At 43.2% G+C, this 21772-nt stretch carries 17 protein-coding genes; 5 read left to right on the top strand and 12 right to left on the bottom strand.

Features of this window, described 5'->3' with window-relative positions:
- Positions 1–913: 913 nt before the first annotated feature.
- Entirely contained in the window at positions 914–2191 is a 1278-nt protein-coding gene (locus FXV91_RS04830) for a tetratricopeptide repeat protein (RefSeq protein WP_229388948.1), read from the bottom strand.
- Between the two features lie 512 nt (positions 2192–2703).
- On the opposite strand from FXV91_RS04830, the gene FXV91_RS04835 reads away from it, so the two are divergent.
- Positions 2704–3552 (top strand): class I SAM-dependent methyltransferase, encoded by an 849-nt coding sequence (locus FXV91_RS04835; RefSeq protein WP_229388950.1) that lies wholly within the window; start codon positions 2704–2706, stop codon positions 3550–3552.
- 212 nt (positions 3553–3764) lie between these two features.
- Positions 3765–4727 carry an MBL fold metallo-hydrolase gene (locus tag FXV91_RS04840; protein WP_229388952.1) on the top strand — a complete coding sequence of 321 codons (963 nt, stop codon included), beginning with the start codon at positions 3765–3767 and terminating at the stop codon, positions 4725–4727.
- A gap of 758 nt (positions 4728–5485) precedes the next feature.
- Here the strand turns inward: FXV91_RS04840 and FXV91_RS04845 are convergent.
- The 4 genes from FXV91_RS04845 to FXV91_RS04860 all read right to left on the bottom strand — a co-directional run bounded on the left by FXV91_RS04845 (position 5486) and on the right by FXV91_RS04860 (position 8375).
- Entirely contained in the window at positions 5486–5818 is a 333-nt protein-coding gene (locus tag FXV91_RS04845) for a hypothetical protein (RefSeq protein WP_229388954.1), read from the bottom strand.
- A gap of 59 nt (positions 5819–5877) precedes the next feature.
- Positions 5878–6516, bottom strand: coding sequence for a DUF2284 domain-containing protein (locus FXV91_RS04850; RefSeq protein ID WP_229388956.1), 639 nt, complete (start codon positions 6514–6516; stop codon positions 5878–5880).
- 96 nt (positions 6517–6612) lie between these two features.
- Positions 6613–6810 (bottom strand): hypothetical protein, encoded by a 198-nt coding sequence (locus FXV91_RS04855; RefSeq protein ID WP_229388958.1) that lies wholly within the window; start codon positions 6808–6810, stop codon positions 6613–6615.
- 521 nt (positions 6811–7331) lie between these two features.
- A complete protein-coding gene (locus FXV91_RS04860) occupies positions 7332–8375 on the bottom strand; it encodes a formylglycine-generating enzyme family protein (RefSeq protein WP_229388960.1) in 1044 nt (347 codons plus the stop codon).
- Between the two features lie 329 nt (positions 8376–8704).
- Here FXV91_RS04860 and FXV91_RS04865 point away from each other — a divergent pair, with 329 nt between their 5' ends.
- Positions 8705–9499 carry a winged helix-turn-helix domain-containing protein gene (locus tag FXV91_RS04865; protein WP_229388962.1) on the top strand — a complete coding sequence of 265 codons (795 nt, stop codon included), beginning with the start codon at positions 8705–8707 and terminating at the stop codon, positions 9497–9499.
- Positions 9500–9545: 46 nt separating this feature from the next.
- On the opposite strand, the gene FXV91_RS04870 is transcribed toward FXV91_RS04865, so the two are convergent.
- Positions 9546–10364, bottom strand: coding sequence for a DUF429 domain-containing protein (locus tag FXV91_RS04870; protein WP_229388964.1), 819 nt, complete (start codon positions 10362–10364; stop codon positions 9546–9548).
- Between the two features lie 194 nt (positions 10365–10558).
- Here FXV91_RS04870 and FXV91_RS04875 point away from each other — a divergent pair, with 194 nt between their 5' ends.
- Complete coding sequence (locus FXV91_RS04875) at positions 10559–11185, top strand: hypothetical protein (RefSeq protein ID WP_229388966.1); 627 nt, start codon at positions 10559–10561, stop codon at positions 11183–11185.
- Positions 11186–11395: 210 nt separating this feature from the next.
- Here FXV91_RS04875 and FXV91_RS04880 read toward each other — a convergent pair whose 3' ends face one another.
- Positions 11396–12682, bottom strand: coding sequence for a hypothetical protein (locus FXV91_RS04880; protein WP_229388968.1), 1287 nt, complete (start codon positions 12680–12682; stop codon positions 11396–11398).
- Between the two features lie 345 nt (positions 12683–13027).
- Here FXV91_RS04880 and FXV91_RS04885 point away from each other — a divergent pair, with 345 nt between their 5' ends.
- Entirely contained in the window at positions 13028–13246 is a 219-nt protein-coding gene (locus tag FXV91_RS04885) for a hypothetical protein (RefSeq protein WP_229388970.1), read from the top strand.
- Between the two features lie 230 nt (positions 13247–13476).
- Here FXV91_RS04885 and pheT read toward each other — a convergent pair whose 3' ends face one another.
- The 5 genes from pheT to FXV91_RS04910 all read right to left on the bottom strand — a co-directional run bounded on the left by pheT (position 13477) and on the right by FXV91_RS04910 (position 21327).
- Entirely contained in the window at positions 13477–15105 is a 1629-nt protein-coding gene (pheT, locus tag FXV91_RS04890; RefSeq protein ID WP_229388972.1) for a phenylalanine--tRNA ligase subunit beta, read from the bottom strand.
- A gap of 317 nt (positions 15106–15422) precedes the next feature.
- Positions 15423–15857 (bottom strand): nuclear transport factor 2 family protein, encoded by a 435-nt coding sequence (locus FXV91_RS04895; protein WP_229388974.1) that lies wholly within the window; start codon positions 15855–15857, stop codon positions 15423–15425.
- Positions 15858–15950: 93 nt separating this feature from the next.
- Positions 15951–17597: a DUF4157 domain-containing protein gene (locus FXV91_RS04900; RefSeq protein ID WP_229388976.1), complete on the bottom strand. Its 1647-nt coding sequence runs from the start codon at positions 17595–17597 to the stop codon at positions 15951–15953.
- A gap of 248 nt (positions 17598–17845) precedes the next feature.
- Positions 17846–19459 (bottom strand): DUF4157 domain-containing protein, encoded by a 1614-nt coding sequence (locus tag FXV91_RS04905; RefSeq protein ID WP_229388978.1) that lies wholly within the window; start codon positions 19457–19459, stop codon positions 17846–17848.
- A gap of 467 nt (positions 19460–19926) precedes the next feature.
- Positions 19927–21327 (bottom strand): ankyrin repeat domain-containing protein, encoded by a 1401-nt coding sequence (locus tag FXV91_RS04910; RefSeq protein WP_229388980.1) that lies wholly within the window; start codon positions 21325–21327, stop codon positions 19927–19929.
- Positions 21328–21772 lie beyond the last annotated feature (445 nt).

Raw genomic sequence — 21772 nt, forward strand, 5'->3', positions numbered from 1 at the left:
AATCCGGATTTGCAAGCTTTCAGGAGTTATTCGATTTATACCGGATCAAACCAGCTATCGAATGTAGCAGAACTCCGGTAAAAGCCATAAAAATCCCTATGAAAATCAGCAGCAACATCAAAATAGCAGACTGAAGATTAAAGTTTCCATCAGGATAAGAAGTTTGTACATGATTAAAGTGTACGTACAACCCACCTGCCACAAGAATAAAACCTGGCAGAGTAAAATAATACAGAGGACTATTGAATTCCATATCGTTAAAAATATTTAACAAAACATTCGGACTATGCCTTAGAGGAATTTCCGCCGAGCGGTTCACTTCATACACTTGAGTAACGTTTTGAAGCGTAAGATCACCTTCCAGTCATTAAATAAATTATTTTAAACACATAATATAGACTAATTTTCTGGAACGAACATACTTCAAAATATAAAAATCCATCCAATGAAAATATATATGGATAAAAATTTAATGTGTGAGTAAAGACTTAATGTGCGAGTAAAGATTTAAGATGTAAATAGAAATGTGTAATTCGGGGAAGTGTAATTTGGGGAAGTGTAATTTGGGGGAGATAGAGGGAGATAGAGAACCTTTGTGAACTATCCCACCTTTTCCCTTCAGAGGCTAGAAAGAGTATTCTCGCTTTATGAGACAAATATGGGAAAATTTTCCTCTGAAGAAGAGAGATTGTTTTTTAGTTTTGGAAAATAGGGTCGCCACAATAGAAACACGTGATTAAGCATTGACCAGTTAGTCATAAACTAGTAGTTAAGCGTCTAACAGTGGTTTATATATACATGGTTAAGAATCTAACCAGTCACTCAAAAACAGATTATAGAAATGGTTAAGAATCCAACCAGTGATTTATATACACATAGTCAGGCATTTAACCAGCTATACAAAATGTGAAAATCACTTCTGCTTTTCTCGTCCTTTCCCAACTTTTTTATCATTCCCCTCTCTTTGGGGTTCTTTCCTTGTCCATTCGTTCTTTTTAGGCTCTTCCTCTCTTTGCTGTCCTTCCTGACCCCACTTTTTCTCAGCCCTTTCTCCTTCTGGCTCTTTCCTTGTCCATTCATTCCTCCTGGCTCCCTCTCCTCTATGTTCTCTCCCCTGCCCCTGGTTTTTCTTCATTATCTCGCTTGTTGGCTCTCTCCTTGTCCATACGCTTCTCCTTACCTCCGGTTTTTCTGCTTTCATTTCTTTGTCTTCTTCATCTTCATAAAGGTCGATTCCGAGTTTGGAGCTTACGGCGTTTCTGGCTTTTCTGGCTTCGACATATTCCGGATTGATCCTTAGGGCTCTTTCAAGAACTTCGAGGGATTCTTCATCCTTACCTAACCCCGAGAGAGCCAGACCTTTGCAGTACCAGGCGTCGGCAGAATCGGGCTTTATTGAGATAGCTTTATTGCAGGGCTCGAGCGCTTTTTTATATTTGCCAAGTTTAACGTGGACCATTGCTTTTCCGATCCAGGTCTTTGCGTTGTCAGGGTTTATTTTAAGGGCGGCATCATAGGCTATCATGGCTTCCACAGATCTGTCCAGGCTATAGAGAGCAAAAGCTTTGCCTTCCCAGGCACGGGCGAGGTTGGGGTTTATTTTGAGGGCGGCTTCGTAGGCCTGTATGGCTTCTTCGTATCTGCCAAGGTCAGCAAGGACAGAGCCTTTTGCATGCCAGGCGCCTGCAAGCTTCGGATTGGCTGCAAGGGATTTCTCAGAGGCTGTAAGGGCTTTTTCGTGCTGCCCGAGCCTGCAAAGGACTGAGGTTTTAAGGTTCCATGCCTTGTCGCTTTTCGGTTTTATTTCAAGCAGCCTGTCAAAAGCCTGCAGTGCGTCTTCATCCCGGTCTAGCTGAAGGAGTACAAAGCCTCTTTCGTAAAGGTAACCGGGATTTTCAGGCTCGATTTCAAGGGCTTTTTCAATAGCTTTAAGGGAGTCCTTATACATCCTGTGCCTTAGATAGACTGCGGCTTTTCCTGCCCAGGCGGCTGAGTCGTCAAGGTTCTTATTAAGGGTTTTCTCATAGGGCGCAAGTGCTTTATTCAGACGGTCATAGGCTGTGTCACCGGCATTATCAATCCTGCCCGCTCCTGTTCTACCTGTCTTGCCAGTCTTACCCGTTTTATCTGCTCTCTCGGGCCTGCCTGTCTTTCCTGTCCTGCCTGTATTTTTTTTAAAATTATTTGCCATAGTATCAATCTCGTGTAATTAGGTTTAGAGTGATCTTTTGTAGAGTAATCTTTTGTAGTGATTTTTTGTAGTGATTTTTTGCAATGAGAATTCGTTACACACCCAACCTCCCCTGGTGGGCGGCAAATTCTCCGAGAAATCTTGTTTCAAACTCCGTTCTCTTATTTCAAACTGATCCTGTTAATCTATTTTAAGTAGTAGGGCACAAAAGTGTTCACCGAAGGGAACAATTCGCCTTCAATGTATAGATTTGACTTTCTCATATCTGCTTTTGTTTAGTTTAAATAGTGTTCATTATAATGATAATATTTGTTGATGAGATGATCATTAGAAGGTTAATCGCAGGAATAAATTGAATCCATACCTCAAGGAAAAGCTGAATCGGAGCCCTGCCAGGATATAAAACAGGTAAATTGCTTTTAATGATATCTTACATAAAATGCTGTTTTGTCTGTTAGTTTTGTTTCACCCTATTAGTTTTATATGTCAGGACTTCAATTAATGTTCTTAAAATGCTCCGCGACCTTTTTCCCTCTATCTATTCCCATGCCTCAAAACCTCCTCTTTTCGAACCAGGCGAGCCCAGTTTTTGGGACGATTCATACATCTCAAAGAGCATGCTCGAAGCTCACCTTGACCAGACACATGACGGAGCAAGCCGGAGAACTGCCGAAATTGAAAAGATGGTTAGCCACCTGACCATTTCAGGCTTCCTGAAAGCAGGAGACCGGGTGCTCGATCTTGGCTGCGGGCCAGGCCTGTACAGCAGCAAACTATGCCTGGAAGGTATGAAGGTAACCGGCATTGATCTGTCCCGAAAATCTGTAGATTACGCCCGCACTCAGGCTGAAAAAGAGCAGCTGGATGTTGATTATATCTGCACCGATTTTTTCGATATCAAGTATGAGGGGTCCTTTGATGCTGTGCTTCAGGTCTATGGGGAAATCTGCACGTTTTCTGATGAAAAAAGGGACTTGCTCTTTAATCTTGTCCATAGGGCACTTAAAGACAATGGGATTTTTATCTTTGATGTGTCCACAAGAGCGCTACGCATGCGGGAAGGGCTCAAAAACAGGTGGTACGTTTCCGAAGGTGGGTTCTGGAGACCGGGAAGGCACCTTGTACTGGAAGAAGGATTCGATTACCAGGAAAATGATACCTGGCTGAACCAGTATATCGTTGTAGAGGAAAATGGGATGGTAAAGGTTTACAGGCTCTGGCTACACGATTATTCTCTCGATACAATAAGCCGGGCGCTTGAGCAGAGCGGGTTTAAAGTTGAGCAGGCATGGAACAGCCTTTCTGGAGAGCCTTACACGGAAGACGGAGACTGGATAGCTGTGGCAGCGAGGAAAGTATAGACGAATTATAAGAAAGGTAAATTAAGAAATATCGGGTTGCTTGAAATAATACAGATATCGGTATAGTACAAACATAGATACAAACAGCACTGATACAAATAATCTCCAGATAATTTTGAAAAACTTATAAAGATTCCCACCCTACAGTCCTGTACAAACCTGTATATAAATAACTAAAAACGGCCAGAAAGACAGAATTGCTGGGTGTATATATGAATGAACTGAATATTCGGGAAGCCGACCGGCTGGAAATAACGGTCCTTATGGATAACTACACGGACATATTTCTAATAGAAAGCACTGATGTATGCAGACGACCTCAGATACCTTTTTTCCCGCAGATGCTTTTTGCCGAACACGGATTTTCGTGCCTGATCAAAGTCTGGGCCGGGAATGAGGAGCACACTGTGTTGATGGATGCAGCAGTTACTCCAGCTTGCCTTTTTAACAACGCAGAGCTTTTGAAGGCTGACCTTGGCAAAATAGAAGCTGTTGCGCTTAGCCATGGGCATCCTGACCACTTTCTCGGGCTTGCAGAGCTTTTGAAATTCGTAAGTAAAGAGCAGAATAAAGAAGTCCCACTTATTCTTCATCCCGATGCCTTTCTTGAACGCCGTTTTAACATTCCTGTAATCGGGCACCCTGTCTTATTACCTACACTCGATGAAAGTGCTCTGAAAGAAGCAAGAGCTGATTTAGTAAATTCTGAAAAAGCTTTTCCGACCGCTAACGGCTTTATCCACACAACCGGAGAGATTGAGCGCAAAATCCCATTCGAAAAAGGATTTCCCTGGGCTGAATCAAAGGTTGACGGAAACTGGATAACTGACCCCTTCAGGGACGACCAGGGGCTTGTAATAAAAGTGAAAGGCAAAGGGCTTGTCGTTATCAGCGGCTGCGCCCATGCAGGAATTATAAATACAGTAGAACATGCAAAGAAAATCACAGGCACAGATAAGGTCCATGCAGTCCTGGGAGGCTTCCACCTGACCGGGCGACTCTTTGACCCTATTATCCAGCCCACAATTGATGAAATGAAAAGGATAGATCCCGATTACATCGTGCCCATGCACTGCACTGGCTGGAAAGCAATAAACCGGTTTGCCGAAGAGATGCCTGCACAATTCATGCTCAATACAGTCGGCACAACTTATGTGTTTGGCGGGAACCTTTAACGCCCGAGTTTCGCTTCGGGAGCACGAGGTCTGTTTCACTCGCTCCGCTCGTTCAAGCAGACTAATTTATAAAAATAACAGCTTTTACTTCCCGAGTTTTGGCTCGCCCGAACTGCGCCTCGGGAATACTCGGTCCTTTTCGTTCCACGGCGCTCCGCTCAAGAGGACTAACTTATTGTTTATAGCAGTTAGTTTCGTTTAAGAGGGTTAAATTAAAAGTATATCTGACCTTTATAACTGTATTCGCTATCTCGTGTCGCTTTTTTCACGCTCTACGCAGGAGAGCGGTCTTTCCCAGAAAAGCGATGAAATCAATAGAAAAGGCAAATAATAAAAGCTACCGAAAGTCGAAAAAAATTAAAATTGATAGAAAAAATTGGCAAATGGATTAAAAAAACAATTAACACACATAGAAGCTATTTTTTCAGTCTTTTTTATCTCTTTTATCTCTTTTTCTTCCTTCTTTCTACTTCTTTCTTTTTCGTTTTTCTTTTTGGGAAAGACCCTTAGAAAGATTGGGGACATTTATTACTATAGATTAAAAAATGGATTCCGGGTTCAAGGGGAGTGTTTCTCAAGCCATGAAGGGAATTTTTCTATAATACCGGTCTTTTCAAAAACATTCCCGGTTAGTAATTATCTATTTATGTTATTGGCAGCCAGCTGTAGACCAGAGCGGCGCAGGGAGAAATAACTGAAAGATTTCCTTTCTGGACTCCGAATATTATCAAACGATTATTGAGAACCATTAATGACTTTCAATGTCCCAATAAGATGGATGCAAAGAATGCCATTATCAGACATACAAAAGTAAAGACGAGAGCAAGGATTGACTTTATCTCTTCTTCATTTTGCATTCTGTAAGGCTTTCCATTCACATATAGTAAATAAAGCACGGCTGTTAAGACAGGCACCATCCAGAAGAAGTACTTGATATTATCGTAGGATGCGACTCCGGTTGCAGTCATCATGATTAATGCAATCATCAACCAGCCTATGACGAGATAAACTCTGATTACCGTCTTCTTTTTTACGGAAAGGAATTTAGAGCAACCGGTGCGGCATTGATCCCGCTTTTTTGGATATGTCAACTGTGTAACACCATAATTTATTATAAGGACTAGGGTTTAAATCTGTTTCTTTCCAGGCTTCAGTCGATCAGGAGGATGGACATTGGCTCAGGCTGCCCTTTGATAGGAAATGTTAGTGGCATTTCTGCTTCTGCTGCCGTCTTTTTCATATTGATTCCAACAGCGTGTTCCGGGATCCTTGCCATATTTGAATGGATGCAGATTCCCTTTTCCACATTACACTTCTCACAGAGCCTGCACGAACCGTTAACAAATGCAACTGCAAAAGTGAAACCTTCGTTAAAGGCTGTTTTTTCAAGCTCGAGCATCGAGAGCAGCATTTTTTTGCTATAGTCAAAATAGTCGGACCAGAATTTTCCTGCTTTTTCTCGTGTTTCTTCAGGTTCGGCAGGGTCAAGCCAGGTCTTATAAGGGGCTTTTGCTATTTCTTCATCCGCAACTGCAGGAGACCGGAACTTGACAAGCAGGGCATACCTGTACTCTTTAAGTATCTCCCGGAACTCGTCAACAGCAGGGACATGTGGTGGACAGGTCAGTTTTTTCCCGTATCCTATACACCCTCTGCATTTTAAGACTACTCTTTTCTCTACAAAGACCTGATAGGTGGGAATTATCTTTGCGTCAATAGCCTCCAGCTCAAAGGCTTTTTTCACAAGGAACTCAAGTTCTTCGGGGGTTATATCTCGAAATGGCATCATCTTCCCTTCTCAAAACCTATTTCACTCAAAGACGGCATAAAAGTCATTTCATTCTTTCGCCATTTTATCCGAAGGCTGTATACTACTTAGCTTTTTTCAAATATTTTTTGTTTCACCGAATGCCGGTTCTATTTTGTTCATGTCCTCTTCTGTTCCTGTTCTATTCTGTTCATGTTCTCTTCTGTTCATGTCCTCTTCTGTTCCTGTTCTATTTTGTTCCTGTCCTATTTTGTTCTGCCAGCCTCTATATGGTTTTGGTTTTTGTTGACTTACTTCTAACACTATTTCTAACACTTACTTCCGATATTCCAACAACTTTTAACAGCAGCAACTTATAACGCCAAACACCCTTGATTTCCGAAAATTCATGTTTTCGAAAACGTAAGATTATAATAATCTTAATTAATATCAAATAGCAAAAAAGTTAACAAAAGTATTAAATATTAGTTAGTAGTATAGATAAATGTCTCTACCCGACAGACACAAGTTTTAAATCGCCTCCTAAATTGTCGAAAGCACCTAAAACTCCTTTTTTCCCCTGCCTGAAAAAAACGGGCAGGGGTAAATGGTGCAAAACTCAGGAGAAATAAATAGGAAAGCACGTCAGTTACAGAGCTTTTTGTTTTTATTTTATTTTATTTTTCCATTTTGAATTTTTTCGGGATAAAACGCAGTCTCATTTTAACGATGGCTCTCTCATTTCTTTTAGATACATTTCGGAAAACGCCGGTCATTTGAAACCAGTGCGATCGCGAGACTAAAAAAGATAATTCAAAAAAGGAATCTTGATGACATATTAAGGACTTATCCTAAAATTATAGCTCCCTAACAACTCTAAACCCTAGGCTGTTAAGCCTCCTATTCTGAGCTGCAAAGAGCCTTTCAGCCGACCGACAGCACCCCGCGTTCCCGTTCCAGCCCCCGCCCCTCCTTATCCTTACAGGCACAGATACACTTGAAAAGGGGCTTTCCCATGCCCTTTCGTCTGAGGGAGCTCCTTTGTAGCTGATATGGTACTCGTCCTGTACCCACTCCCCCACATTTCCGTATATATCATAAAGCCCCCATGGATTGGGCTTTTTCAAACCTACAGGGTGAGTCTCAAGCCCGGAGTTCTTGAGAAACCAGGCGTATTCTGTGAGTTTCGATTCTGTGTCGCCGAAGAAATAGCTGCTTATTGTGCCTGCCCTGGCTGAGTATTCCCATTCGGCTTCTGTGGGGAAGCGGTAAACCGGGCTTTTTTCGCAAGTATTTTCAACTGCATTGAGTTTTCGGATAAAAGCCTGTGCTTCTTCCCAGGAAACATTTTCAACCGGGTACTTTTCACCCCTGAAATAGGAAGGGTTATTCCCCATAACTTTACCCCATTGTTCCTGGGTAACCGGATACCTGCCAAGGTAAAATGGCTGTTTTATGGTTACCCCGTGCACCGGGCTTTCCCAGAGCTTTCTGCGCTTCTCACGCGACGGAGAACCCATATCAAATTCCCCTGAGGGTATCAGGACAAACTCCATTCCGATTGAATTTCTAATCTGGTCATTTACACTGATTGGACTGTTAATAGAGCCTGCAGCCGAAACTTTAACTGAATTATTATTTAGAATGCTGGCTGAGTTCTCAATAAAATCTTCAGCTAAACCTTCAATTGAGTCTCCATGTAAATCTTCGGTTGAACCTTCAGTTAGATGTCCATTTAGATTCTCAGTTGGATTTCCAGTTAGATTATCAATTGGATTTCCAGTTAGATTATCAGTTGGATTTTCAGTTAGATCCTCAGTTAAATTCTCAGACATGGACGCAGATTCTTTTGAGCAGGCACATTTTCTACGAAAGTATACGTTTAGATCCAGCAGTCTCACATCTCCGGAAAGAATAAATATCCTTCAGATTGTTATTTTCTTTTATATTTTTATTCCTTCCTGTTTGATTTTTTTATTTGTTTTATTTTCTGTTTTCGATTCTCCTATTTCTGGATGGGCTTTTAATTCCACCCTCCGGTTTCAATCGTTATATGGAAATTATTCAATCTACTCAATCATCCCAATTAGTAGATATTTTGGACTATAATTAATCAGAGTATATTAAATTTGAAGGAAAATATAAAATATAGGAAGGGCGATTACGTTCAAAAATGAAAAAGTTTTTAGGGCATCATACAGAAGTAACAGAGTAAACTGCAGGTGAGCAGATGAAACAATCACTCATAAATCTCATCCTCTTTTCTGACAGAAGAAAAGATCTTTTACTTCTCCTGAGAGAGGAGCCGAAAGATGTCGACACAATCAAAGAATTGCTCAATGTAGATGCCGGTTCGATCCAGCCCCATATTAAGAAAATGGTAGACGCTAACCTGATCATCGAGGAAAAAAAAGTCTACAGGTTGTCCGAAATAGGAAAAATAATTGTTGAAAATTTAGAGCCTCTCCTGAATGTGATTGAAGTTTTTGAAGCCGACGATGACTACTGGAAGACGCGTGATTTATCTCCGATTCCCGATTTCCTTCTTGAGAGAATCGATGAACTTAGGCACTGTAAACTGCTTGAGCCTGATGTGGAACATCTGCTTGAGACTCCCAAAGTTTTCCTTGAAAACTTCCTGAGTTCAAAAGAGGTCCTTACTTTTGTATCCTATTTCCATCCGGAAGCGCCTTCTCTTTATGCAGGCATTGTGGAAAATGATACAAAGCATGTTCTCTGCATGACAGAAAACGTTGTAGACCGTCTATTTTCCAGTTTTCCGGAAGAAGCTGACAGGCTGTCCAAAAGTAAGAATTCAAAAATGTTTGTCTGTCGAAAACCCGCACCTATTCCCTCAATTGTTGTAACTGACAGGTTCCTTGCACTTAAACTTTTTGAAAATGACGGAAAACTGAGAGACCAGATACTGATATCTACTGAAGAAAAAGCCTTAGGCTGGGGAAAAGAGCTTTTCTGGCACTGCATGCAGATGGCTGAACCGCTGGGAGAAAGGTCAGGTTTTTGAACAGTTCCAAAATTTTAGTTAAACCAGCTTTTTTACTCTACTTGTTTTAACGCTTCTTTTTACTCTTATTCGTTTTAACATTTGATTTTGTACTTACACGGCTTCTAATTTCCGTGCACTCGCAGTAGACCATCTGGATTTTCAGTCCCTTGATGTCAGTTTCAGGCTTATAGGGCACACACGTAAACCCATAAATGCTTCCCATTTTTGCAGTGAGTGCAGCTGCAAAGGCGTCCAGGATATCGTCTTTTGCAAGATCTTTTCTTCTGTATTTTAAAAGGGCATATCTGAGGACTTCATCTGAAAAAGCACAGAAGTTAGCCAGGACTTCCTTTCTTTCAAGAAAACCCTCAACTTTCTTTTTAGGGTATTTCATAGGAAAGCCTGCAAAAGACTGGAAACAGATTTCCGGCCCGACTTCCCTGACCTTTTCCCTGAAGTTTTCGTTTTTAATCAGAAAACTGTCCACATCCCGGATTTTAGGGACTATGTTCCAGGCCTGCTTTGAGATGCGCTTTCCTGTGAGCCTTTCATTGACCTCGGAGGCTTTTTCATAGGTCTCCTCATAAATCGCTTCCCTGCACGGCACAGGAAAGATACTCGATTTTCGCGCTTTCAGGACACTACGAGCACCTGTATCCGAAAGCCTCTCTCCGTCACCTCCGGTTTTCAAGCCTATTGGAATGTCGATAAGGACAAGGGGATCTGCCTGTCCATAATCATTTTTGAGAAAATCAACAAGGCATGAGAACTCCGGGAAAAGTTCAATTTTCCATCTGCAACCATTCTCATTCTCTTCTTCAAGAAACACTGCAAACCAGCCAGCTTTGCAGCCGTCAACTCCCACAAAGACCTTTTTGCCCATACCTGTACCTGAGGGTATAAGCTTAAAAGAGTTTTTCTTGCGGAGGCCCGGAGTTACGGGAAACAGTTAATTAGCAAAGAAGATGTACGAATCCTTAGAAGATCAAAGGTCGGAAAAATCACCAGGTCATGTAAAATTGAAAACTGCAGACAATAAGTAAAAATTGCCATAATAATAGGAGTTAGAGATATCTTATGAAACTCTGGTTGATCAAAGCCGCAGGCACTTTAGAAGACGAAGAGATAATTATGGAAGATGGCGTGATTACCATCGGGGGAGCCGAGTTCCCGGATTTATCCAGTATTAAAAATGAAGAACAGGTAAAGAAACTCATACTCGAGAAATATCCCGGAATGCGGGGAGAGCGTTCCGGAACCTGGGCAGGAGATATCTGCTCTTTCGTTACTAAAATAAAAAAAGGAGATCTTGTAGCGGTTCCTCTCAAAACCAGAAACGAGGTGCTGATCGGAAAGGTTACCGGAAACTACGAATACAGGCATCTCAGCGACTTTATCAACCATATTCGGAGGGCTAGGTGGCTCAAAACCTTTCCAAAAGGTGCATTTGAAGAAGAATACGATGTTGACCTCAACTCTCCTGAATCCCTCTTCCTGATAAAAGCAGACCCTGAAAAGCTGTCAGGTTTCACCGAAACAAAAAGCCTGGGAGCTCTTGTTGAAGAACTTTCTTTTGCTCTTGAAGATATGGACTTAATGAGAGGAAGGATGCTTGAACTTGTGTACAGGCTGGCTGAAACCGAAGAAATACCTGAAGTCCGGAAAATCGCAGCTGAAATGGAAAAGATGCTGAGAGAAAAATAATTAGATGAGAGAATGGGTAAAATGGCTAGGTAATAGAGAATAAAAAGATAAGAAGGGAAAGAACCGGTTAGATAAGAAATTAGCCAGTAAACCCTCAATTATCTGAAGGGACCCTGGAGGGAAAAAGGATCAAGAAGAAAAGACAATATAATTGCAGTATAAATAACATTGTCTTTTCTTATCATCGCCGGGTGGTATTAATTTAATTTCTCACCTTTGCTGAGTCTGTATCTGGTCAATAATCCTCTTTGCTTCCTTAACCATGTAATCCGCTTCTCCAGCAGAAATCTGCTTGCATACCTTCATTTTTTCAGCGAGATGAATGAAGGATTTAAGCATGGAAACAGCTTTTGCGTCTTCACCTTTTTCATAGAAACATTTCGACCTATCAAGGAGAGTAGCCAGGCCTGTTTTTGTCTTCACATGGCACTTATAGGTATTTTCCACATACTCTGTGAGGTCTTTCATTTCCTCCAGAGGCGTTAACTCAGCAGAATCAAGGGTAAACATGTAGATATCCGAGTTTTCATTGCGCCAGTCCTCCCACACTATCCTATCTCCGTAGATAGCAGGAGCGCTTTGATGAACTGATTCATCGCTGGTTATTTGGATTTCCCTGGAAGTAGAGAGGTCATACATGTAGATGTCTGAGGATCCCATTCCATACATCCACACTATCCTTTCTCCATAGATAACCGGGTTCCACGCATCGTAGGCGATGAAAGTTAGTTCTGAAGTAGAGAGGTCATACATCCAGACTAAATCACCTGCTCCTTCACTCATATACACTATCCTATCCCCGTAGATAGCAGGACCGTATTCAAAAAATCCCTCACTGCTTGCGATCTGAGTTTCCGTGAAAGTAGAAAGGTTGTACATGTAGACGTCGGGTGTGTAGATATCCGCAATTCCATTCCTATCATCCGTCCAGATTATCCTGTCCCCGTAGATCGCAGGATCGCTTTGATTCGATTCGTTGGTGGTGATCTGAGTTTCGGTGGAACTGGAGAGGTCGTACATGTAGATATCCGTATTTCCATTCCTATCATCTGCCCAGACTATCCTGTCCTCATAGATCGCAGGATCGCTCTGGTTAGATTCGCTGATGGTGATCTGAGTTTCGGTGGAACTGGAGAGGTCGTACATGTAGACATCGTAGTTACCATTCCTATCATCTGTCCAGACTATCCTGTCCCCGTAAATAACAGGACCGCTCTGGTTTGATTCATTGGTGGTAATCTGAGTTTCGATGGAACTGGAAAGATCGTATATATAGATATCCCAGTTTGGGTCGTATATGTAGGCATCATAACTTCCATTGCGGTCATCCTGCCACACAATCCGTTCACCATAGATATCGGGATTCAACTGGTTCGAGGTATTGGTAGTAATCTGAGTTTCCGTACCCTGTGCCGTATCCGCGGATGCAGTCGCACAGATGAAAGGCAAAAAGAATAAAGCTACAACTATTGAACACAGCCTGTTTCTGGTTTTCATTTTATTTTCCCCTTTTTCCAGATGGATTTTCTTTAATTGTTGGCTATTATTTGTGTTTCTCTTTCTTTATCCAGTATTTAGCAATTACAATTGTCCGTTGCATCAAAATCAAAAGCAATAGACCTACTTTCAAAAAGCTAAACCTTTACTATAAATGCAGTAATATAGCTGGCAAGGCCATATTAATAAGTGTATAATGATAATGACATATAATAACCTCTGGTAATAAAAATCGGCAGCTCCTGCTCAATTTGTTGATATTATTCAAAAAATCCAAAAATTGAATTTTTTGTTTTTCTCCTCTGACTTTTCAGGAATGAAGGCATCTCGTGTGTCATGTAAAAAATGAAGAAAAAAGGAAAAAATAGAGAGAAAGAAGAAAAAATAGGGAGAAAGAAGAAAAAAATAGGGAGAAAGAAGAAAAAAATAGGGAGAAAGAAGAAGAAAGCAGTAAAAGGCAATAAAAACAACTTTGGCCGATATTTACTTTTTATTTCTTTTTCTTCTTTTTCTGGTAATACCCGCTTCCCTTCGTCGAGTGGGGCAAGAATGGTCTTTGTATAGTGAATGATATTGCATGGATAAGAACATTAATCAATTCTCTTGAACTCAGCTCACTCTATAACCCATAAAGTAGTCCTCTTGAGCGAAACGAAGTGAAGCGAAAAGGACCGCGTACTCCCGAGGCGCAATTCGGGCGAGGCGCAATTCGGAAATTGAAGCAGTCCATTTAAAAAAGTAATTTTGAAAGGTTAATTGAAAAAACAGGAAAAATCAACCTTCTAAATTACTTTTTAACCTATAAGGTCGTTCAAATCAAGCTCAAACCCCACAACGGCATATCCGAGAGCGAAGTTGTTTATTACTTCGGGATGGAGTTCTCCAAAGACTCCAAGCTTCTTGCCATTAACATATATGTCCGCCCGCCTGCCTTCGAGAAAAGCCGGGTCTTCGGACTCTTTTACCTCATAAGGGAGCATCATCTCTCTCATAAAAGCATCCACAACCTCGTATACTTCAGTGAAGTTTGCCTGCGGGTGAACCGAGACTGCAGCTATGTGCTGACCGGTTGTTTCGTTGCTTACGACCTCTCCGAACTCGAAGATCTTCTGCGGGAGTTCCCTGTGCTGGTTTAAGGCAAGGATTTCGAGGAGGTTAGGGAGAACGGTTGTCCTGAGCATTGTCTGGTCTTCGCTGATCGGGTGAAGCACGTAGGTAACGTCATCAGTCTTTTGCCTGCGCATATTCTCAAAGTTGACCTTCTCGCTGGTAAGCGTAAAAGGCATAACCTCATAGTAGCCAAGCCCGACCATTATTTCGTTTACCGAAGCCCGCATCAGGGAAATCGGGTGGGACTTGCCTGCGGTATAAGTCTCAGGAACCCTTACTTTAATATTCTCATAGCCGTAACCTTTGGCAATGTCCTCTACAAGGTCAGAATTGTGCAGGATATCTGCCCTGTAGGTCGGCACTTTTACTTCAACGGTTTCCTTATCAAGGGCACATGCCCCAAAGCGCATCCTTTCAAGCTGTTTTACGATCTCTTCAACTGAGAATTCCATGCCTATCAGGGACTTTACCTCGCCTGTAGTAAGCAGCCTTTCTTTTGGCTCAAGGTCAGGCAGGACAAGTTCTTCTCCCCCCGGGCGGATTACCCTCACAAATTCAATCTGTCCTCCCCTTTCTGCAAGCGCTGTAACAACGATATTCAAAGCAGTGTACACAGCCTCCCCAAGCCCTGTGACATCAATGAAAAGGTCGGTTGTGCTTTCGGTTACGGACGTAAGTGTGCCGTTTATGATGGGCGGGAAGGACAGCACATTGTTATTTGCATCCAGGATGATCGGGTATTTGTCAAAACCCCTGACCAGGTGGGCAAACTTTGTACCTTTCGGGTGCTTTTCCAGAATTTCCGTCATGCTCATCTTTTCAGTATAATCGAGAGGCACGAACTCGAATCCGGGGTCCACTGCCATATAGCGGAAAGGAGGTCTAACGTTTGACAGGTCATGTACACCTATCGAGACCTTTTTCCTGTTTCTCCCGAGACCCCAGTGCAGGTCTTCCTGAAGGTCCATAAGGGATTTGATGGAAGAGGATGTGAACTTTACTCCCCTTACAACCGCACACCCTAGGAAGGGCCTGATCTTCAGGATATCCTCACTGACAGATATGGATACCTCGTAGGGCTTTATCTCATACTCAGGAAGCCCGGTCTCAAGGCCCAGAAAACCCCGCATTGCCCTGGCTGCCCCTTCCACACTGTAAAGGTCAGGCCTATCAGGGAAGAACTCGATATCAACATACTCGTCTTCAACCCTTTCGATATCGGCCCCTATCATAGGCACCCGTTTTATGATGGTTTCCTTATCTGTTCCTGTGAGTTTCTCGAGGTCTTCATAATGCAAGGTGATTACTGGCATGGGGATTTCATCTCATCTGTTGCTAGCTAACTTAACCCAAAAATAATCAACTTTAGATTTAATGCTTTTGTTTAGGAGAGTGTTTGAATCAGAATAAATTTAGATTTAAAAAATTTTTAACAACCATTAATTAAAGTGTCTAAAACCATTAATTAAAGTGTCTAAAACCATTTATTAAAGTGTCTAAAACCATTTATTAAAGTGTCTAAAACTATTTATTAAAGTGTCTATTTAATAAAAAATATTGAAAAACATTATTTATATTTTAAAAATTTTATATTACTCCTCGTATTGTTTGAACTTTCGAGCACTCTTTTTTACCATTTCGGGCTGCTTCCAGAACTCAATATGTGTATCGCAATTTTCCATTGGTCATCTTCTTTCTTCCATAGGATAAAGTATGCTCCTTCCTCAAGGTCTTCCCCTACTCCGGTATCTGCTGCAAGATGATAAGTTCCGATTTCGTATGCTACATCACCAAGCACTTCTATATTATTGATTCTCTGTATATACTTGCAACAACCCATTGTAGGAACCCGGAAAACCCTCTCCCAGTATGTGCATATATATTCCTTTGACCACCGGTTTTCCGGAAGAGGATCAAATTGTGGAATATCTCCACCACGTGGCAAGAATTTCGGCTCATCTGCATATAATTTTATAATTTCATTCGTGTTTTGCGAACCTATTGCGGACTGAAGTTGTCTGCTCAGGTTTTCGATTATATTATGCACTTCTTCTGTTGTTGTCATAACTTGTTCCTCCTATTGTATTTTGTGAAAATCTTTCGTATTATCCAGTACCTGTTATTTATCGTGGTAGGAAAGCTTTCGACCGGGAACCACTCATTCTTCGTCCTCAGGTAGGTCGATGGGGGATCGGATCCTGATACATTCGAGAAACTGTGTACCCATCGGACCGGACTCGATATCGACCCAGATCTGAAGATCTGTCAGCTCCTGGAGCTCACTATCGATGATGTCCACGGAGCACTTTGCTTCCACCAGTTGTTTGCGCATGGTTTCGATGTCATCTACCGCAGTATCTACTCGTGTCTTCATGGCCCGCAGTGACTGGATATATTCGTCGTATCGCTGGCAGTAATCATCAGTGGTCTTGTTCATCTTTTCCAACCGGCCTTTCTCACCTTCCAGGTCCGTTTTCGCGGCATTTTCGGTGGAGATCGTATCACGCAAAATTGCCAATGTCATTTCCTTTAGCTCTGTGCAATCATCAATGGGCGGCATATCCTCCTTCTTTTCAGTGGGCGGCAGTTTGTCAGGTATCTCTTCTCCTTTTTCCGGCTGGCCGGGCCGATAAGTGGAAACGTCCCGGCGAATAGTTTTCCCTGATGGATTCACCCAGACCTCTACATCGAAGGCGGCATTCCCGGTGAATTCCATTCCCAGGAAGCCCCATCCTCCAGCCCTGAGTTGTTCTGGGGTTGGCCCTCTGCGAGGCTGCCAGTAGGTTACACTAAAATCCGGTTTCCCGCGTTGTGCAACCTCTCGGAACTGATCCGCAAAAGCAGCGCCATAACGTCGTGCCATACTGTCTAGAATAATGAACCTATCCTGTATGTTTAGCCTCTTCCATGCGAGATGCGCCTCGCGGGGATCCCTCGCCAACCTGTCAAGCCTTGCCTTGTTCTCACGTACTGGCTTTGCATCCGGAGCTGGCTTTCGCTGAATCACGCCACTCGGCATCAATGGATTTGCCAGTGTCTTGACCATTGCTGGTTGCACCCCGGTTTGAGAAAGTCGCAGATTCATTATTGCCGTCGATACATTGTCGGCTTGGCGCTCAAAGTGATCCGATGACCTGTCTATGAACACTGGTTTGACCTGTCCAGAAGAGCTTTGTTGCACAACATGCATCAGTTCATGAGCAATCAACCGCTGTCCTTCGTATGTGCTCGGTGCAAGTCTACCTGCATCAAACACAATGTTATGTCCAACCGTATAGGCATGAGCATTCAAGTCCTGTGCCGATCGCTCAGCAGCTCCGCCAGAATGCACACGCACTCGCGAAAAGTCATAGCCAAAGCGCGGTTCCATAAAGGCACGGGTAGCCGGGTCCAAAGGCCGACCGGAAGATTGCAGTACCTCATGGACAATAGGCTGCACATCATGGCTCCGGGTTATCGTTACCTGTTCTGGCGACTCTTTTACCTCCTTAGCCTTTCTTTTATATTCATTACATGTAGGGCACTTGAGCTGAAGAACAGAGTTCGGCATCCTCATTACCTGCTCTGTTACCTTTTCAGCTTCATGGTCATAAACACCATCAGGCTGACCTGGTCTAAGTTTAGCCTGTAAATCTCCTGATCTGATCAACCTCTGAACTGTCTGATTACCCGCAGTCCTTTGAAGCTGCAGGATTCTGTCAGCAGGAGATCCTGAAGAATTATTATTGAGCTTCTGTTTACAGGAACTCGAGCATTTCTGCTTTGATTCTGTTGTTCTGGTACTTGCAACAATTCTTTCAGCCATTTAATCATCCCCCATACATGACAGATTTTCCGAATTGTGCAGGAGTGGGCTTGACAAGTCTCTCCTCCATATCTTGCCAATTTCGGAAAAACCGATTCGACTTTTCAGGACCTCCTTACCAAATCACTGGGAGCCCTGGATGCTTCCATGTGCCGAATTAGCAAAGGATATCTATCCTGAGCGGGCTGAATGAACTAAACGGCAAAGCAGGCGGAATCCTGGAAATAGCAGGTCCGGCACGCCGGCGTTTACAGGTCTGGGCGCTCTACCGTAATTACAGCATAGTTACCAGTCCGGGCGACATTGCCTACCACATGGAATCTTCTCCAATTTGTGTTCAATTTATCAGCGACTTTGTCAATGACCTTATCACTAACCATTCGAGCCCATTCCTCTGCGAGTTTAATATTTTCTGCATACGTACTGCCGGCAGAGGCGAAACCCTCAACCAGCGCCGAGGCGGTAGGATTCTTCTTTAGATCGGCAGCCAGTGATGTGATAATAGCATCACCTCCCTTGGGTAGATTATTAGAACCAAGAGTGAAGCCATTGATTTTATAATTCGAGACCTTCACACGCGGCACCCTACGGGCATTAGACCAGGTATTCTTGCTGTCGAAACTCTCGTCCCATACAAGGAAATACTTCTCCCGGTCTTCGATTCCCCTGGAGAAACGGGGTTTGCCCTTGCCGGGATCGATGAGTACCGAAAAAGTATTGCGACGCGAACCCGGATGTCCCAATTCACTTTCAATCAAGTTCTCCACCTCTAAAGCCATTTTATGCGACTCGCTGAAAGCAACGCTCCAGTTAAAGTCTTTTAGAGCGTGAGCCTCGTAGTTCTCAACAATCTCGTGGGCAAGTTTTGCTACGCCGCTCCCAGGCGCACCTTTTTCGAGTGCCAGGACATGGTCGATGCGAATTTCCTGCACTGCCCTATCAGGGTCGCTTGGGAATGCGCCTACAGACACTCCCTTTTGTTTGCGCCCCAGGTGGATCTCAGCATCCTGCTTCTGATCGCTTATAATAGTCGCAAGTTGACTGGCCAGCACGAACGAAGGAGGCTTTAGCACGGAGGCGGTCACTGAAACCTCTTTAGTTTTCGGGTCATGCTTGAGACTGAAACCGCTGGCTGGCTCAAGAAGCTTAAGCATGGTTTTAATGTCTGCCTTACTGTCACTTGAAACGAGTAGGCGGCGCTGAACCATTGGATCGACGCCCCCTTTACTTTGCTGCACGACATGAGTTAACTCATGCGCAATTAAGCGCCGTCCCTCATGCGTGCCCGGCGCAAACCTACCCGCATCAAACACCATATTGTGTCCCACTGTGTAAGCATGGGCGTTCATCTCCCGCGCCGATTGCTCAGCAGCCGCACCTAAATGCACCTTTACTCGAGAAAAATCATGGTCGAAGCGCGGCTCCATAAACGCGCGAGTACCCGGATCGAGAGGTTGACCGGGTGAGCTCAATACTTGGTGGACAAGGGGTGGCATACTTTGACCTTGAGTTGCCAGCAATTGCCCTTGCGACTCTTTGGCCTGCAAAACCTTTTTTTCATTCTCATCACACATAGTGCACTTGCGCTGTAGGACAGGATCCGGCATTCTCATGACCTGCTCGGCCACCCTGTCAGCTTCCCGTTCGTAGATATCATTAGGCTGACCTACCCTGATTTTAGCCTGCAAAGCTCTTGATTTGATCAGTCTCTGAACTGCCTGATTGCCTGCAGTTCTTTGAAGTTGCAGTATTCTGTCAGCAGGAGATCCTGAAGAATTATAGTTGAGCTTTTTGCTGCAGAAATTCGAGCATTTCTGCTTTGTTTCTTGTGTTCTTGCCTGAACTCCAGTTTTCTCAACCATATACCCATCCCAATTTATATCTGGTAATTTATATGTTAAATACACCAGCCAAAGATTGAAAACTGTGCCAAAAATTCAAAATCGCACATAGAGGGTAAACGGATTGAGGCGCGATTGTCTTTTTGAGCCTTAGAAGCAGGGTTTACTTTGCTTAGTCCAGGAATCCTTGCTTTTATATCAGCCTTCTTCAGCATTGATTTTCTCCTTTACCATAAGCGTATCCTCTTCAGAACAAAATTTACAATATTGGGACATAGGCCGTTCGGATACCTGAAATCACCTAGCCAGTTCTACAAGCGTCTGCTCCCCCTTGATCGCCCCAAGCGCTACCTTTTGTTTGAAGGCTACGCCGTGGTTCCTTCTCGGTCTTTGCGATTTCCGCGCTCCTCTTCATTTCTTAACGGGGCCAAACAACAAAACAGACTTGCCCATTTGCCAACCAGGTTTCCTATTTTAGAGCAGCTATATTACTTGTGTTCCTGTCCTGTTCTTTTCGGCCAACTCTCCAATAATCTGACGATAAACATGAATTCTTTTTGCATCGATGTATTTCGCAAAATGTCTCTTGCCACCATCAATGCCGTTTCACCGGGCTTAGATTCAACATCAATTCGTGCCCCATAATAGATCAGCGTCTTTACCGTTTCAACATCTCCAATCTCAATTGCTCTCATCAGGGCCGTTTTGTTTTCATTATCCTGCAAATCAAGATTGGCATTTCTAGCGCGTACCAAGGCGCTGAGAACTGCCTGCTTTACGTATGTATCTTTTTGTGGTGATGCTGCAACATTGATAATGGCGCTTCTTTTGTCATTATCCTGGATGTTCACATCGGCCCCTAACCGGAGAAGCAGCTCTACTTCACGTTTGTCGCTTTTTTCGGCCGCATATATCAAGGCAGTTTTCCCCTTAGTGTCTCGTGCGTTGATATATTCAGTTCTTCCCTTCTTGCGCTGTCTTGACATGCCCCCAAGGAGAGAACTCGCTATCCCTGCCCTGGCTGCCATCATTAGTGGTGTCTGGCCGGCAAGATCGGTTCTCGTTATATCGGCCCCACGAGAAACGAGAACTGATACTACATCGGCATGTCCATTTGAGGCAGCCAGCATGAGGGCAGTCAAACCGTTGATTGGGTCTGCATCGTCTATATTTGCGTATTCTTCAAGGAGAATTTCTGCAGCAATTGAATGTCCTTTTTCTGCCGCCGCCATCAGTGGGGTTATGCCAAAATCGGCACGTATGTTTGGATCAGCGCCTTCTAGGAGAAGTCTTGAAAGCACATCGGTTTGATTATTCTCTGCCGCATGAAACAGGGCGGTTTTCTTATCGCGATCTACAATGGCCAGGTCTACATGACGCTTAATTAAGAACTCTACGGACCTCATTGTCCCCGCATCTGCTGCACGCATCAGAGCCGTTAATCCGCTACTGTCTTTTTGATTGATGTCCAACCCCCCGGAAATGAGTAAATCCATCGTGACTACATCCCCTATTGCAGCAGCTTCGGTGAACTGGTCGATAGGGGCAGTTGCTGCCGATGCAGCTGGTGCACCACCTGTACCAGCAGGTTGCATATGCAGAACTGGGCCTGTAATGGAGGGATGGAGCGGTATTGCCGTCTCACGATCTGTCACCCTGTCTGCTTCCTGTTCATATATATCATTAGGCTGGCCGATTTTAAGTTTAGCCTGCAAAGCTCTTGATTTAATCAATCGCTTGACTGCCTGATTGCCTGCAGTTCTTTGAAGATGCAGTATTCTATCAGCAGAAGATCCTGAAGAACTGTAGCTAATATTTTGTTTGCAAGAATTCGAGCATTTCTGCTTTGATTCTTGTGTTCTGGCACGCAATCCAGCTTTCTCAGCCATATACCCTCCTCCAATTTATATTTAGTAATTTATATCCTAAATATGCCAGCTAGAGGTTGAAAGTTTTAAAGAACCAAAATCGAATTAAAGGACAGAGAATCTAGCTCGATAATTATATTTAAAAGGTTTCAAACGATTGAAATAATCAGAAATATATTGAAAATGGACAGACTGAAAATGAGACAAAGAGGTACAAGTAAAGATTTCACACCCATGACATTATTTTTGTTTTCTTCTAGAACTTATCCTTTGTCATCAAATTAGCTCATATGCATCTTATCATGTGCTTAAGTAGAAAATCTCATGTACCAAAGCTCGCTACTTCTTGCAACGCTTGCCATATTTGATATACAGGACACCAATGGTTATTAACGTCGAACTTTGAGCTTGCTTTCTAGCTTAAATGAATGCCTGTTGACTCATCTCTCAACTTCCATCCTGCCTG

It is taken from the genome of Methanosarcina sp. DH2 (genome assembly GCF_020804225.1).
Classification (GTDB): domain Archaea; phylum Halobacteriota; class Methanosarcinia; order Methanosarcinales; family Methanosarcinaceae; genus Methanosarcina.

What these genes read in the sequence shown, in the direction of transcription:
- FXV91_RS04830 (WP_229388948.1), bottom strand. Translation starts at nt 2,191, where the DNA reads ATGGCAAATAATTTTAAAAAAAATACAGGCAGGACAGGAAAGACAGGC.
- FXV91_RS04885 (WP_229388970.1), top strand. Translation starts at nt 13,028, where the DNA reads ATGAAGAAAAAAGGAAAAAATAGAGAGAAAGAAGAAAAAATAGGGAGA.
- pheT (WP_229388972.1), bottom strand. Translation starts at nt 15,105, where the DNA reads ATGCCAGTAATCACCTTGCATTATGAAGACCTCGAGAAACTCACAGGA.
- FXV91_RS04850 (WP_229388956.1), bottom strand. Translation starts at nt 6,516, where the DNA reads ATGATGCCATTTCGAGATATAACCCCCGAAGAACTTGAGTTCCTTGTG.
- FXV91_RS04875 (WP_229388966.1), top strand. Translation starts at nt 10,559, where the DNA reads ATGAAACTCTGGTTGATCAAAGCCGCAGGCACTTTAGAAGACGAAGAG.
- FXV91_RS04865 (WP_229388962.1), top strand. Translation starts at nt 8,705, where the DNA reads ATGAAACAATCACTCATAAATCTCATCCTCTTTTCTGACAGAAGAAAA.
- FXV91_RS04910 (WP_229388980.1), bottom strand. Translation starts at nt 21,327, where the DNA reads ATGGCTGAGAAAGCTGGATTGCGTGCCAGAACACAAGAATCAAAGCAG.
- FXV91_RS04880 (WP_229388968.1), bottom strand. Translation starts at nt 12,682, where the DNA reads ATGAAAACCAGAAACAGGCTGTGTTCAATAGTTGTAGCTTTATTCTTT.
- FXV91_RS04895 (WP_229388974.1), bottom strand. Translation starts at nt 15,857, where the DNA reads ATGACAACAACAGAAGAAGTGCATAATATAATCGAAAACCTGAGCAGA.
- FXV91_RS04900 (WP_229388976.1), bottom strand. Translation starts at nt 17,597, where the DNA reads ATGGCTGAAAGAATTGTTGCAAGTACCAGAACAACAGAATCAAAGCAG.
- FXV91_RS04835 (WP_229388950.1), top strand. Translation starts at nt 2,704, where the DNA reads ATGCTCCGCGACCTTTTTCCCTCTATCTATTCCCATGCCTCAAAACCT.
- FXV91_RS04840 (WP_229388952.1), top strand. Translation starts at nt 3,765, where the DNA reads ATGAATGAACTGAATATTCGGGAAGCCGACCGGCTGGAAATAACGGTC.
- FXV91_RS04905 (WP_229388978.1), bottom strand. Translation starts at nt 19,459, where the DNA reads ATGGTTGAGAAAACTGGAGTTCAGGCAAGAACACAAGAAACAAAGCAG.
- FXV91_RS04870 (WP_229388964.1), bottom strand. Translation starts at nt 10,364, where the DNA reads ATGGGCAAAAAGGTCTTTGTGGGAGTTGACGGCTGCAAAGCTGGCTGG.